The following is a 15648-nucleotide window of genomic DNA, read 5'->3' as shown; positions in this document are numbered from 1 at the left end:
GATTATACCATATATTGATAAAGAAGAAAAGACCGAAAATTCTTAAGAATTTCCGGTCTTTTCTTTAATTCATAACAATACGTTAGTTTTCAACGAAAACTTTTACAATGTTACCACTACCATTTACTTCATAGCAACGATCATTGCCGTCTTTTGCTTTGTTCTTGCTCTTCTGAACAGTACCAGCAGTATTAACTAATCTGTACTCAATACCTGCAACACCTGTTGCTGTAGTATCTGCTGCTGCTGCTGATAAATCGTATTCCTCAGAATATTTATCATTAGTTACAACACTATTAACGGGCATTGCATCCAAAAATTGATCTGTAGTCAAAAGAGTTGCAGAAATAAGTTTCCCATCAGCACCAATATTAGCTTCAATTACAGCATACTTATCATCTTTATCTGCTGCTAACATCATACCAGACTGATAGTACTTCTTGTTATCAAGAGCTGTCTTACCAGCACCCTTAAAGCTTCCAGACTTATTCAGTAAGAAAGTATGAGTATCACCATCAAGAGTGATGCTCTGCTTATTAGTCTTTACAGCACCATCATCACCGAAGTAGTAGAATTTGTAATCAAGGTTCTCCCAATAAGAAGCATTAGCCTTAAATCCATCTGTTGTGTCATATGGTCTAGTTGAATGATCTTTCTTTGCAAGTTCACGAATAGTTTTATTATCAGAAGCTAATAAAACAAATCTGTAACCATCAATCATAGCTCCCTGATCATCAAAAGCATACTTCTTGCTGTTGATAGTCTTCATTTGTCCTGTAATCAGCTTGCCATCTTTATCAGCATAGTACCAATTTTCAGAATCGTCATTATAGTCCCCTTCATTTAAGTAGGAGCCTGGAACAACCTGGAACCAACCCTTAGTTACTCTGGCGCCATCTTCTGGACTTCCATAATATCTGAATCCACTGCTATATACTGGATCACCCTGTGACTGTGTAGCTGTTCTGTCTGCACTTGCAGTTGTAGCAGTTGTCTGTGTAGCCTCCCAGTTAACCCACTCAGCGTTCATACGGCCATCTATATCAAAGCTGTACTTTTTACCGTTGATGGTCTCGCCTTTTTTGTCATACATCTTCTTACCATTGCTTTTGAAGTAGAACCAACGATCCTGCTCTTCATCGTCAAATGCGTTGTCACTGGAATAGCCTTTTTCTAAATCACCAGTGTTTTCCCACTGGTCATCTTTGATGTGCAGTAATGTCCAACCAGTAGCCTGAGCACCATCATTTTCATCACCATGGTAGTATACACCGTTATCTGCACGCCAAGCGTTATCATCAGTTAATCTCTGGCCATCTTGATCAATCCAACCATATAACATCTTAGCTTCATCGTCAAAGATGTATTTTTTTCCATTGACGGTCTTGAAAGAAGCACTGTTGCTGGTGCTGGAGCTCTTATATGCCTTACCATTAGAACCAAAATAGTACCAATGATTTACAGGCTCATTCTCATCATCACCATCATAGTCATCGTTCTCAATGGAAACCCACTTATTAGCTACCATGGAACCGTTCTCATCTACATAATAGTAGTTGTCGTTGTACTCAACAAGAATATCGGTAGCCATTTCGCCATCTTCATCAAGGTAGAACCAGTTATCTCCTGATTTCTCCCACTTCTCTGTTACTGTGTCGCCGTTCTTGTCATAGTACACCCATGAACCGTTTTCTTCCTGCCAGCCAGTTGCTGCGAAAGAGGACATGGAAGCGCCTAATGCAAGCAGTGCTGCTGTAGATAAAACAGCAACTAATTTGGTCTGCTTTCTCATAATTAATGCACTCTCCTTTTTTCTTTTTGAAATACTTTTTTCGAAATTCCTAATTGCATTACGAGGTAATTATACTTCCTATAATGGAAATTATCAATACCTTTTTTACTTTTTTTGCATATTTTGCAAAAACAAAAAAATATTTACATTTCCTCCAGAAGCTATCAATTCCTCCATCACATGGAATAGTATAATACATTTTTCAGGAAAATGCTATAACATTTCTCTGTTCATTTTCTTACATAATCATTACGAAAATTGTTTTCTGTAACAAAATTGTTTTTTTATTAGAACAATTTTGTTTTTCGAGACTAAATATAGGGCATTTCCTTCATAAGCTCTATCAGGAACCGGGCCCAACCGCAGAAACTACAGACTTTTCCCAATCAGGAACCGCCCCCTTTTTTCTACATATAATAAACCTCACTCACAACAGGGTTAAATAATATTTTAATAATGAGATTAAACCGTATATCATAATCAATCTTCAAAGACCTGTTCCCAAGCCACACCTGCAAACCACTATCAAAATCTATTATCAAAACCCTTTGTCACAATCTTCTATCAAAATCACCTGATAATCTTCTATATTCAGTCTTCCATATGTAATCCTTCATATGTAATCCTCTATCTGCAATCCTCCATATACAATCTTCCATACACAATCCCTATTGCAATTTCCCATTCCAATGGTATAATGTTCATATATTTATAATAACCACCATATTTGAACAAGCTATACCAACACTCTTCCCACCAACTAAAAACCTATACGGAGGTCAATCAACTATGGATCGTAACGTCATCATCTGCCGCTCCATTCTGGAAAACCCGGCAGTAACACAAAGAGATCTGTCAAAAGAGCTTAGCGTTTCCTTAGGAACCGTTAATAACCTGATAAAGGAATGCATGGAAAAAAATTATATTAAAATTGGAAGCAAAAATGACTCCTACGAGCTGCTGCCCCATGGACAAGCCCTTCTAAATGAAAATAAGGTAGACGGCGCTGTCATCATCGCCGCCGGCTTTGGCTCCCGCTTCGTTCCCTTAACCTTTGAAACCCCAAAAGGGCTTCTGGAGGTGTTTGGAGAGCGCATGATCGAGCGGCAGATCCGCCAGCTCCACGAAGCAGGAATCAGAAACATTACCATTGTAGTCGGATATTTAAAAGAAAAATTTGAATATCTTATTGATAAATATCAGGTGAAGCTTCTATATAATCCTGAATATTCCCACAAAAACACCCTGACCACCATTTATCACGCCCGTGAGATCCTTCGGGGGAAAAATATGTATGTTCTTTCTTCCGACAACTGGATGCGCCACAACATGTACCATGCCTATGAAGGCGGTGCATGGTACTCTGCGTCATACATGGATGGGGAAACCTCTGAATGGTGTCTTGATTATAATAAGAAGGGACGCATTTTAAATGTATCCGTAGGCGGGCAGGACAAATGGGTAATGTATGGGCCGGTTTTTTTCTCCAAATCCTTCTCAGAACAGCTCTTAACCGTAATAGAGAATTATTACACTCTTCCCGGAACAGAACAGTTTTACTGGGAAAATGTCTATATGGAAATGCTGTCCGGAGAAGCGGCCAAAAGGCTTCCTCATATTCCGGAAACAAAGCAGGACATTGATCTGTTCATCAACCGGAGACCGGCTGACGAGGTATATGAATTTGAGAACCTGGAAGAGCTTCGCCGTTTTGATTTAAAATACCAGCACCATTCCGATAACGAAGCCATGGAACTGGTATCAACCGTATTCCAGGTACCGGAGTCGGAAATCACGGAAATTCGCTGCTTAAAAGCAGGCATGACCAACAAGTCCTTCCTTTTTAAAATTAAAGACCGCCATTATATCTGCCGCATCCCCGGAGCCGGAACAGAACTCCTCATTAACCGTCAACAGGAAAAAGCCGTTTACGATGCCCTGAACGGACTGGATATCTCGGAAAAGGTCATTTACTTTAACGGAGAAACAGGATATAAAATTGCAGAATTTTATGAAGGCGCCCACAATGCAGATCCTGCCAACAGGGAAGAAATGGAGCGCTGCATGGCGGTTGTCCGGAAATTCCACAAATCCGGGCTTAAGGCAGACCATTCCTTTGATATCCGTGAACGGATCGATTTCTATGAAAAGCTTTGTAAGGCTCATGGGGACATCCTTTTTGATGATTACGCCATTGTCCGCAGTCATATGACAGAGCTTATAGACCGGCTGGACAGCCTGGGTCATGAGAAGGTCCTTTCCCATATTGATACGGTAGTGGACAACTTTTTAATGCTGCCAGGCGGTGAAGTGCGCTTAATCGACTGGGAATATTCCGGAATGTGCGATCCCCTTGTGGATATCAGTATGTGTGCAATTTATTCCTATTACGATGAAGAACAGACAGATGACCTTATAAGAATCTACCTGGAACGGGAGCCTTCTGAGGAAGAGCGGTTCACCATTTATGCCTATATGGCCCTGGGTGGCTTCCTGTGGAGCCTTTGGGCGGTATATAAGGCAGCCTTAGGAGATGAATTTGGCGAATACACCATAATTATGTATCGTTATGCAAAAAACTACTATAAAAAATGCTCTGAAATCTCCAAAATATGATATTTTTGGAATTTGTCCGCAAATCGTAATAAAATGTTTAGGTATTCCTGGAAGTATTATGCTATAATGTACACGAATGCAATGAGCAGTGCGAAATAAGGCAGGGAAAGATTTTCGTTGTGCTTGCACATAAGAAAATCCTTTCATGGCTTATTTCATCGGGCGAATGCCCGTGAGCTCACAAAACCACAGGTTTTGTGAGCTCACACTGCGGGTTAGTTGCCCGCACTACGACTAGTTGCCCGCACTACGACTAGTTGCCCGCACTACGACTAGTTACCCACACTACGACTAATTACCCGCACTGCAGATCTAAAATATATACGAATAGAATGGCTTGAACAGGAGGAGGAACGGTATGCGATACAGCAAAAAAATGACAGCACTGCTCATGGCAGGACTTGTAGGAAGCGCTGCCCTGATACCGGCTGGTACGGCCTGGGGGGCTACCGGCTGGGTTGCCGATGGTTCCCAGTGGAAATATCTTGACCAGGACGGTTCCGCTCATAAAGGCTGGGTAAAAACATCCGACGGAACCTTTTATTTTCTTGACCTTTCCACCGGCTATATGGCTACAGGGTGGAAACAGATCAACGGAAACTGGTACTATTTTCATTCCAACGGCGCCATGGCTACCAAGTGGATACAGGATGGGGGAAAATATTATTACCTCATGGATGACACAGGCGTCCTTGTAAAGGGCTGGCTAAAAATAGGCAATGACTACTATTATATGAAAGGCGACGGTTCCATGTCCACCGCATGGCGGGAAATGGACGGCGGCTGGTATTATTTCAAGGAAAACGGAAAATGTATCATTGGATGGGGACAGATCGGAAGCGACTGGTTTTATTTCGGCTCTGACGGCAAGATGGTCACCGGCTGGAAACAGATTGACAACGCCTACTATTACCTCAATGTAGATACCAAATCCGTGTTAGGCAAGATGATGACCGGATGGCTCAGTGACGGAACCAACAAGTATTACATGGAGACCAGCAGCGGAAAGATGGCCCACGGCTGGAAGCAGATTGACGGCTCCTGGTATTATTTTAACGATTCCGGACATATGATGACCGGCTGGGTACAGCTTTCCGGCGTTTACTATTATCTTGATCCCTCTACCGGTAAGATGGCGGTCAACACCACCCTTACCATTGACGGAAAGAGTTATACCTTTGGTTCCAACGGAGCTTATCAGGGAAATTCTTCCGGTTCACCTTCGGGAACAACGAATAGTAACAGTCCCGGAGGCACATCAACCGATACATCCACCGCCCCAGGCGGAACCACCCAAGGGAGCTCAGGCTCCAGCGGGCCGGGAGGATCTTCATCTGGTGGCGATACCTTAAGCGGAGCCCCGGGAAGTTCCTCAAGCGACACTCCCGGCGGTTCGTCCAATCCTTCCGGAAACAACGGGTATCAGCTATCACCAGGGCTTACGACAGGCCCCGGTTGATCTCATATGATTTAGTATCTGTGTGGGTATCTGCACCTCGGCGCGGATACCCCTTTATTTTGCGCGGGCAATGAGCCGAATAAACATGCCTGTATATTCGCGAATGCCCCGGCAACTAAAAAAACTCCCAAAGCGTGTTTTTCTTAGTTACTGGAGCAATGGGACCAGGCAAAGAAGTTTGCCTGCCGCCGGGATAACCAGGGAAACCTTCCAAGAAGGTTTTCTCTGATTTCGTGCACCTGCATTTTCCTTCCGGAAGCATGTAAGGGCACAGCACTCCATAATACTCGAATGATAAGGAGGTATCACATTGAGACACAAAAAAATTCGCATGCGGTTTGCTGCAGCAGCATTATGCGCCCTTATGGGAATGTCTGCAGGGTTTGGCCCTGCCATGGATTCCTGGGCTGCTGCCTATGAAAGGGTCAATGGCAATTATCAGTTAGCAGACGGCACGGTGATCAAAGAGGCAATTGCCAGAGGAATCGACGTTTCCAGGTGGCAGGGAAATGTAAACTGGGCGGCTGTAGCGGCAAATGATGTCAGCTTTGTTATGCTGGGCACCAGATCCAAAGGGGTTGTGGACCCGAATTTCCATACCAATGTACAGGGTGCATCAGCGGCAGGATTAAAGGTGGGCGCCTATATTTATTCTCTTGCCACCACACCTGACATGGCCAGAGCGGAGGCAGATTTTGTCCTCAGTCTGGTAAAGGATTATCCTATCTCTTTTCCCATCGCCTTTGACGCAGAGGACAGCGCCACCCTTGGTACTCTCCCCCCTGCCCAGGTAAGCGAAGTGATCAATGCATTCTGCCAGCGCATTGCAGATGCCGGATATTACCCAATCGTATATGCAAATGATTACTGGTTATCAAAGAAAATCGACTTATCCAATATGCCTTATGACGTATGGGTCGCCCGGTATGAGGCGAAACATGTCTACGCCAATCCGATCATGTGGCAGGTCACCAGCACCGGCTCCATTAACGGCATTAACGGAAACGTTGACATTGACTTTCTCTATAAAGATCTGACTCCAAAGCTTCCTGGAAATATGTGGAGAACCATTGGAGGAAAGACCTATTACTACCAGAACTATTCTATCCAGAAAAATGCCTGGATCAACGATGGCTCCGGCTGGTTCTTTATGAATGAAGAGGGGCTGACTGCAACCGGATGGTTTAATAAGGACGGGCTGCGTTATTATCTGGACGAAACCACAGGACGGATGAACACCGGATGGAAGCTGCTTTCTGACAAATGGTATTTCTTTAATCCAAGCGGCTCCATGAATACCGGATGGCTCTCTGACAACGGGGCCCGGTATTATCTGAATTCCGATGGTGCAATGGCCACCGGATGGCAGGAATTAAACAGCCAGTATTACTATCTGGATCCTTCTTCCGGCCAAATGGCTACAGGATGGAAGGATATAAACGGCAAGCGGTATTTCTTACAGGAAAGCGGTGTGATGGCCACCGGCTGGCTGGATAACAACGGTTCCCGGTATTATTTAAATAACGACGGCTCTATGGCAACAGGATGGCATACCGATGGTTCCTCCAAGTATTATCTGGCAGGAAACGGCGCGGTTTCCACCGGCTGGCAGCTCATAGACAATAGCTGGTATTTCTTTAACCAGGGCGGAGCCATGGCAACAGGCTGGATCAATCCAGACGGAAGCTGGTATTATATTGGAAATGACGGAAAGATGCAGTCCGGATGGCTTGAGGAACGGGGAGCCAAGTATTATTTAAGCGCCTCCTCCGGTAAGATGACCGTAGGCTGGAGACAGATCGATGGATCTTGGTACTACTTTGGCGGAAGCGGCTCCATGGCAACCGGTATGACCCAGATCAATGGCCAGCAGTATTACTTAAATCCGGCTGACGGAAAGATGGCAGCCTCTGCTACCTTTGTACTGGATGGAGTTTCCTATACTGCGGATGCAAACGGCGTCTGCACGGTGACTCCACAGGAAACCTCCGGACAGTCAGGCGGAGAAAACACCGCAGAAAGCCAGGCCCCTCAGACAGAGACCACACCTACGGACTCTGCCGCCAATCCGACAAAGGAAATCGGACCTGGAATACATAAATAAACAGCAGTAACACCTGGTGCAAAATCGGGCTGCAACAACAGCCTATTCAAGAAAATAGTTCTGTAAGCAGGAAAATGCGCTTTAAAAAATGATATGCTACCCCTATATAAGACAATGAAATATAAAAGTCCTATATGGGGGTAGCATATTACGATTCAAAGCGCATTTCTTATTCAAAATTTTTTATATAACAATTCTTATACAAGACCTCTTTTACAAATCTCTTTACAGCTAAAAACATCAACTACTCCGAAAAATTCTTCGTCTCACCAACAATATAAATAGGCCTGTCCTTTAACTCCGCAAACAGAATGGCAATGTAATTACCGATGATTCCAATGATCAGGAACTGCACCGAAAACATGAAGCATATCAGTACAATAGTGGTAGCATACCCACTTGGCGTCCCTACCCTTGCCCAGCTCCATATGGTGTAGATCATCATGAGGATCCCCAAAAGGCCTGCGCCGCATCCGGCATAAATTCCAAGCTTTAAAGGCAGATTGGAAAAACACATGATGGTATTTAAAGAAAAGACCATAAGCTTTTTAATGCTGTATTTGCTCTCTCCTGCCACCCTGACTCCTGCCTCATATTCAATGGTGGTCTTATTGAAGCCGATGTTCTGCACATAGCCCCGCAGGAAACGGACCTTTTCCCTGTAATTATCCTTAAGCACATTAGAAGCCCGCCTGGATATGGCAAAGAAATCAGAAGCATTTGATTCAAACTTCACATCGGAAAGTGCATTGATCAAACGGTAAAAGGAAGAGGAGGCAAAGTTCTTGAACCAGCCTGCGGACTCATTTTTCGTCCGGACCATATTGATGATGTCGTAGCCGCTCTCAAATCTTCTGACGATCTCCGGCAAATACTCAGGAGGATGCTGTAAATCCGCATCCATGCAGACGATCCCGTCTCCGCTGCTGTAATCCAGCCCTGCGATCATGGCTGCCTCATGGCCGAAATTTCTGGAAAAGCTGATGACCTTCACCTTTTTATCCTGCCTGGATAAATGATCAAGGACCTTCATGGTACCATCCTGGCTTCCGTCATTGACAAAAATCAGTTCATAGTCCCATTTAAGTTTATTTAAAATGCTGGCCGTTTCCTGATAGAACTGGTTAACAGCCAGTTCCTCATTGTAGCATGATACTACGACCGATAATGTTTTTCCCATATTTTGTCTCCTAATGAATCAAGGTGGTATGCTTGCATATCCGGTTGACACCCGATGAAGCGGAGTGCACTGTGCCCGGTAAAGCGGGGCACGCTGTTCCTAAACTCAAGGTTGAAAGGCATTTTTCTTTCAACCTTATGCTTCTTATGTTATGTCACAGTTTATCCATGCTATTGCATTTCATTTGCTTCCTTTTTTATATAACATTGTTCAAATTCTGTCAATGCCTGGGCTGACCTTTCGCCATAATCCCCGTTCACATCCACCGACGCCAGAAGGTTTCCGTTGTCATAGCACACGGGTATCAGCTTTCCCCACCGGATCAGATCCCTGACCAGAGTATAGGAACGGTTTTCTTCACCCGTATAGCCCGCCTGGACATAGACATAATCTGTTTTCGCATAATCCATGAATTCCACGAAATAATCCATTTTCTTGACCAAAACCACATTTCCCCATACCCCTGTAATGTCATCATAAGATTGGACGTTACATGGGAATTCCAGCACCTCCGGATGGTCTCCAATGGCAATGAGCCGGGTTTCCGGGTCGGCGGCAAGGATCTCCCAGATCTTTTCGTTTCCCTTTGAAACCATCTCCTGCCTGGCGGCTTCCCTATGGTCGTAATAGCCTTTGTGGGAAAATGACACAGGGCTGAAGCCAAGGCTCCAATTCCAACTGGTCATGGAAGTGAAAAATACGGAAAATAAAAGCACCCAGACTCCTACCCCCATACCTCCCCGCCATAAAGTTTTTTCCCTGGCCTCTGCTGCGGCCTTCAGGACATAAACAGCCGTAAGCACGTAGAGAAGCATGAAGTAATTTCCATCCACCTGGGTCAGCATGGCAAGGCTGATAAGATTGACCGCCAGAAACGGCACATAGATCACTTTCAAAAAAGAAGAAAGCTGGCTATTTTTTCCTTTATCCACATCTTTGCCGTAAAAACGGCTTACAATCCACAATAAGATGAGAAAATACAGAAGAAATCCACCCCAGGCCAGGATCACGTGATCCATATCCTCTCCTACAGGGCAAAAGAAAAATCCATGAAGCCGTTTTGCCAGGCGGACCGCCTTTTCCCCAAGGGACATTCCTGCACCATAATGAGGGATGGAATTGATCATGAACGGATATTTCATATGAAATCCCAGCCTTGTGAGCAGGGAGGAAAATACCGAGGTAAGGGGAAGTCCTGTCAACAGAAGCGTCCTCGCCCAGATCCCTCCCAAGGCCAGAAGGGCCCCTGCCACAACACCCAATCCACCGCCATTCTTCTCTTCTGCCCCCAATTGGGGGAGCAAAAACTTTCCAAGGAGGTATAAAAACCCCATTCCGAAAACAGCGGTGGAAAAGACCAGGGCCGTTGGTTTTAAGGTCAGGCTGATGAAGTAGGCCGCCGTCCCGTATCCCAGATAACGCCAGGACTTCCGGCCTGCTTTTATAAACAAAAGCAGATAATACACCATGATCTCCTGGAAAAGCAGGGTGATGATATCACTTTTGGCTGTAACCGCCATATTCATGATCCCTGGAACTCCCGACAACAGGGCGGCCAAAAAGACCGCCTGATCCCGTTTCATAAAAATGCGGCCGATTTTATAGCCCAGAAAAAGGACTCCCAAAGACAGCCACAGATTCACCGAAGTCACAAAGCTGTAGGAGGGAAGCTGGGATAGGGGCAGAGTCAGGACCTCAAAGCCCTTGGAATAGGTGTAAACGATCCCGATGGTTCCCAGATTCTCATAAATCCCATGGCCATTGTCCAGGATATACCGGGATCTGACCCCATACCACAGGCTGTCGAAGTCTACGGCAATGTTAAGTCTTCCCGCCTGAAGGCAAACCATGGTCAAAAGAAAGGCAATCAAAAAAATCTCTTTGGCCTTCAAAACCGGGGCATTTCCCTTTCCTCCGCCTCCCAGGCAGGATCTTCCGAAAAGAAGAAGGAGCCCGGCGCTTATAAAGAGGAACACGGTCAAGTACTTTATGGAGCCAATACCAATGGCAGACATAAGGCAGAAAACAACCATAAGGGAAGAGGCTCCTGTGAGAAAATCAGAGGATAATCCATCTTCCTTAGGAAGCTTCCACAGGGATACCCTGAGAAAGCGTCCAAAGAACAGTATATATGCCAGATAAAGGCCTGAGACCAGCACCGGAACAAAGGCCATATGAGCCCACAAAAAGACAGCCGTAATAAGGGCCGCCGCCCCCAGCTTCTGCCAGTTCTTAGGAAACAGAAGCCCTGACAAACAGAAAGCAGCAAACAGCTTTGCCGTCTCTGCCATCATGGTTTTATATTCCTCCTGGTTCATGATCCACTGAAAAACGTCCTGGTTTAAGATCTGATTCAAAGAATACAGGATCCCTGCCACTGAAAACAGCATAAACAGCAGGACAACATATCCATTTTTTTGTGAGCGCCCCATAAAAACCCCCGAATATCATTGTTGTATACGAATGAATCAATTGGATACCATAGCTTATCCATCCGATCCAAAAACAGGGGTTGAAAGATAGTCTTCTTTCAATCTTCCTGTTTAAAATCATTTCGGAATACGCTGTATCCGTTTTCCTTTAAAATCGTCAGTGCGGTCCGTACCTTTTCTCCGCTGTCCGGCCGGCTGGGCCTGTATTCAAAGCCAGCCCGCAGTTCATCATCAATGGCTGTTTCAAAGTTTAAGGCCAGCTCCGCCCTTTTTTCAAAGTTGTCCCTGCGGTGGGGGGCCTTTTTTATCTCCGTATAGGTAGTGTAACAGTTTCCTGCCAGAAACAGCACACAGGCCATGCAGGCTGCGATCCGAAAGGAGGCATTTTGCTTCCTCTTCCATTGCTTTGACAATAAGGCAAAGGTCAGCAGGATCCCAAGGATCCCTGACTGAAACTGAAGGGCATACCGGGAGCTTAAGCCGTAATTTTCCTGAAGGAATATCCACCTGGACAAGAGAATGAGCACGTGGTTCAGCCCGCCTGATACGATTAGGATGACAGGAAGGACCGTCTTCTCATACAGACGGTACCGAAGGTTTATCCACAGGGCAAGCAGGTAGAGCAGAATCACGAGAAATCCAAGGACCATATATGGAGCATTGGTCTGAAAGATTTTCTCAGCCTGTTCCCCTCCTATGACCATGGAAGAAAAAGACTTAATGAAAAAACGGACAAAAAAACCAGGAGTGTCCCTTAGCTGGACAAGCAGGGGCACTGTGGCAGGAGCCGCATGGTCTTCCACCGCATAGGAATTGCTCCACAAGTACAGGAGAAGGGGAATCAGGGCGCATAGACCGTATATTCCCCACTCCTTCCTTGAGCCATCCTTCTTTAAAAGGAACATGAAGCCGCAGGCTAAAATGACTGTCACTGAATAAATGGCACAATAAGGGCCTGCCACCAGCAGGGTTGTGAAAAACGGAAGAAGAATAAGCTTTGCCCTGTCATGGCGTTTCTCCTGACCGCTCCACACCCGGTCCATGACCTCATAATGGTAATAGAAACAGGCAAAGGATAAGAAATGGGCCCAGCCGCTTCCATTGGTCAGCATTTCCCACTTGTTCAGGCTAAAAAGCACTGCCATCAGAACCCCGAACCAGGCGAGAGAAACCTTCCTGCGGCTGCAGTAGCATCCCAAAACCAATCCGGAAAGTCCCAGGGCCAGAACCCCCAGCACCCGGTCAAACATGATGTTGTATCCAAATAAGGAGATGTTAAGGATCCTTCCCAGATAATTGACCGGAATTCTGGTCAGGATATCCGGCACAAAGAACTTAGCCGGATTCCATATGTCAGGCAGATAACTGTTTACAAGGCGGACGTAATCTGAATAGATTCCGTCACAGGCTGCCGTAAAAATATACCAGAGGCCAAAAACAGTCCCCAAAAGGGGAAACAGGCCATACAGATACTTTCCCTTCATGTGTTTCACCTCTGCCCTTAATTTGCGCTTGCAGTTCAGCCATGGCTGAGCTGTAACTAGTTTGCTGTTACAGAAGCAACGATGGAAAGATGCTTCTCTCCTCTTTGCTCCGCTGCACTTTCATAGAAAAAGTTGCTTTCAAAAGTCAGCTCCGTGACCTGAAAGGCCGGTGCGTCGATTTCGGATGTCACCGTATTGGATTGAATGGGGATTGCATGTTTCTCCCCTCCATTTACGGTCACCGTAACCTGCTCAAGGCCGGTAATGACGCCTGGATAATAGAATTTAAAGCGGATCTTTCCTTCTTTCCCTGCCATGATCCGGACTTTGGCACTTTCGTCCAGCCAACCGTCCTCATAGCAGCCATAGACCGGTTCAAATTTTAAGTTCCGTACAAAGTCCGTAACATCCTGAAATGCATTATGGGCCGGATCCTCTCTCAGGATCAGCATGTTCGGAGTCACCAGGCCGATGTCGTGGATGGATGCAATAAAAGAAACCTGGGTCCCTTCTGCCAGCCGCTTTTTATCAAAGGTTTTAAAAAAGGTCCTGGCAGTGAAATCGCTCATCTCATAGGAATTTCCCATGATATAAATCTTTTTCCCGAATATGTTATCCTTATATTTTCCGTAAGTCTCTTCTGCAAGGGAATTGTACCGAAGCTGGGAGGACCAGTAATAAAGGTTCTCGTATTTCCCCCGGTAAAAGCTTTCCACCGGAACCATGAGAACGCCGTACAGGAGGAACAGGCCGCAGTATAAAAGTGGCCTGGCAAGCTTTGTTTTTGCCTCACCTTTGGGCACCGCCACCCCGCACATGTAAGCGGCAAACAGCCATGCTGCCGTCATGGAAACATAGATCCACCGGGTCTCCACCCGGATGGTGACGCTGGAGGAACCGATGCAAAGAGCGATGAATAAGAGAAACAGGCAGATGACTGGGATACGTTTTTTCAACTGCTGCCGCTCCCTTATGACGGTTATGATAAAAACCACAGTCATCACAAGGAGAAGGAGGTCCGCAAATATCACCAGAACATGGATCCAGTAAGGCGATTTCCCCCAGCTTAACCCGTTTAAATGATCAGGGCCTGCATTGATCCCAAATAAGTAGAGCAACTGGCTTATGGCATACCGGAAGGTATCTGAAAAATGGAAGGTATCCGCCACATCTGTTCCCCCGGTTCCTGCGGGAGAAATGCTTCCGATGGTAAGGAAACGGATGGCCTGAACGGCCAGGAACGCCCCGGTGATACTCAGCCAGGGCTTTTTCCGTTTTTCCTTTTTCATGAGAAACGCTGCATAAAACAGAGGCAAAAGCACCATGTACCGTTCATGGATGAAGCAGATGGAAAAATACATTGCAGTGGCAGCCGGCAGGAACCATCTTCTTTCCTCTTCATCGGATACGTAACGGTAGAGACAGTAGAAAATGCCTATGGCAGTCCATAAAGCCATACTTTCCATGAGGCCGTATACCTGGCTGATCTGGTAATAGGACATTCGGGAGAGCAGGTATAAAATCCCGCAGAGAAAGCCCATGAGCCATCTTCCAGACAAGCGCTTTCCGAACCGGTAGACCGTATAGGCGATACAGCCGTTTAAAAGGATATTAATGGGCACAAACCAACCGATATGACTTCCGGTGACCATCAGCTCCAGCCAGGCTGCCAGATAATAAACAAAACGGAACCGGGTGCTTCCCAAAGGGAGCACAAATTCGCGGAAGGACTGCTCTCCGTAGCAGGACCAAAGGTACAAATCATCCATATAAAGCCCTTTTATCTCAATCCCTCTGTTTATGAAAAAAGCAAAACCAAGCAAAAGTGCGGCTGCGATGATTTCGTCCTTCCACCCGGCTATCCACTGTTTGTCTTTCATCTTTCGCCCCTTTCTTATTTCAAACCACGCACCTCTGCATCAGAGCTGCGACCATTTTAGTTAAAAGAACCGCTCCTCCAGCATCAGGCAGAGGGCATGGTAAATGGGAAGGTGGAGTTCCTGTATTTTAAACGTCTCCTTTTCCGGAGCAACGATGGTCACATCCGCTGCCGTCTTTAAAAGTCCTCCGTCTTTTCCCGCAAGACCGATGGTCTTCATGCCAATGGCCTTTGCTGCCGTCACAGCATACATCACATTTTTTGCATTGCCGGAGGTGGATATGCCTAAAAACACATCCCCTTTCCTTCCATATCCGTACGTCTGCTGGGCGTAGATCATTTCCCCGTCCACATCATTTAAAAATGCTGTAGAAAGGCCGGAATGTCCGGTCAGGGCAATGGCAGGAAGGCCTCCCTGAAGCTTGTCTCCCAATTCTTTTCCAAGCCTTGGATCTGCCTCTAAAAGCCTTCCGGCAAAATCCTCTGAAACGGGGCGGCGTTTTACAAAGCCCTTCATCAATTCTCCCACGATGTGCTCTGCATCTGCGCAGCTTCCGCCGTTTCCGGCAATCAAAAGCTTTCCGCCGTTTTCATAGCATGTTTCCAGAATCCCGTAAGCTTCCCTGATCTGAGGCTTTACACAGGCCAGCACAGGGTAACGTTCTATGAGCTCTTCTAAATAATTCATGGGTTCCATGTTTC

General features: G+C 45.9%; 9 protein-coding genes. 3 read left to right on the top strand and 6 right to left on the bottom strand.

What is annotated here, in order from left to right:
- Positions 1-82: 82 nt before the first annotated feature.
- Positions 83-1792 (bottom strand): cell wall-binding protein, encoded by a 1710-nt coding sequence (locus ACYVD3_RS23145; RefSeq protein ID WP_460644865.1) that lies wholly within the window; start codon positions 1790-1792, stop codon positions 83-85.
- 789 nt (positions 1793-2581) lie between these two features.
- Between ACYVD3_RS23145 and ACYVD3_RS23140 the strand changes: the two genes are divergently transcribed.
- The 3 genes from ACYVD3_RS23140 to ACYVD3_RS23130 all read left to right on the top strand — a co-directional run bounded on the left by ACYVD3_RS23140 (position 2582) and on the right by ACYVD3_RS23130 (position 7971).
- Positions 2582-4408: a sugar phosphate nucleotidyltransferase gene (locus ACYVD3_RS23140; protein ID WP_460644864.1), complete on the top strand. Its 1827-nt coding sequence runs from the start codon at positions 2582-2584 to the stop codon at positions 4406-4408.
- A gap of 358 nt (positions 4409-4766) precedes the next feature.
- Entirely contained in the window at positions 4767-5867 is a 1101-nt protein-coding gene (locus ACYVD3_RS23135) for a cell wall-binding protein (RefSeq protein ID WP_460644863.1), read from the top strand.
- A 310-nt stretch (positions 5868-6177) separates the two neighbouring features.
- A complete protein-coding gene (locus ACYVD3_RS23130) occupies positions 6178-7971 on the top strand; it encodes a GH25 family lysozyme (protein WP_460644862.1) in 1794 nt (597 codons plus the stop codon).
- A 244-nt stretch (positions 7972-8215) separates the two neighbouring features.
- On the opposite strand, the gene ACYVD3_RS23125 is transcribed toward ACYVD3_RS23130, so the two are convergent.
- The 5 genes from ACYVD3_RS23125 to ACYVD3_RS23105 form a co-directional block, all read right to left on the bottom strand.
- Positions 8216-9151, bottom strand: a complete 936-nt coding sequence (locus tag ACYVD3_RS23125; RefSeq protein WP_460644861.1) for a glycosyltransferase family 2 protein — start codon at positions 9149-9151, stop codon at positions 8216-8218.
- Between the two features lie 170 nt (positions 9152-9321).
- Entirely contained in the window at positions 9322-11583 is a 2262-nt protein-coding gene (locus ACYVD3_RS23120) for a glycosyltransferase family protein (RefSeq protein ID WP_460644860.1), read from the bottom strand.
- 98 nt (positions 11584-11681) lie between these two features.
- Positions 11682-13067: a hypothetical protein gene (locus ACYVD3_RS23115; RefSeq protein ID WP_460644859.1), complete on the bottom strand. Its 1386-nt coding sequence runs from the start codon at positions 13065-13067 to the stop codon at positions 11682-11684.
- A gap of 56 nt (positions 13068-13123) precedes the next feature.
- Positions 13124-14947: a hypothetical protein gene (locus tag ACYVD3_RS23110; protein WP_460644858.1), complete on the bottom strand. Its 1824-nt coding sequence runs from the start codon at positions 14945-14947 to the stop codon at positions 13124-13126.
- A gap of 60 nt (positions 14948-15007) precedes the next feature.
- The gene (locus ACYVD3_RS23105) at positions 15008-15643 is read right to left on the bottom strand and encodes a D-sedoheptulose-7-phosphate isomerase (protein WP_460644857.1); all 636 of its coding nucleotides are present in this window, start codon (positions 15641-15643) and stop codon (positions 15008-15010) included.
- Positions 15644-15648 lie beyond the last annotated feature (5 nt).

It is taken from the genome of Lacrimispora brassicae, from assembly GCF_054772055.1.
The sequence above is the reverse complement of the archived record's forward strand: the minus strand, read 5'-3'. Positions and strand labels throughout refer to the sequence as shown.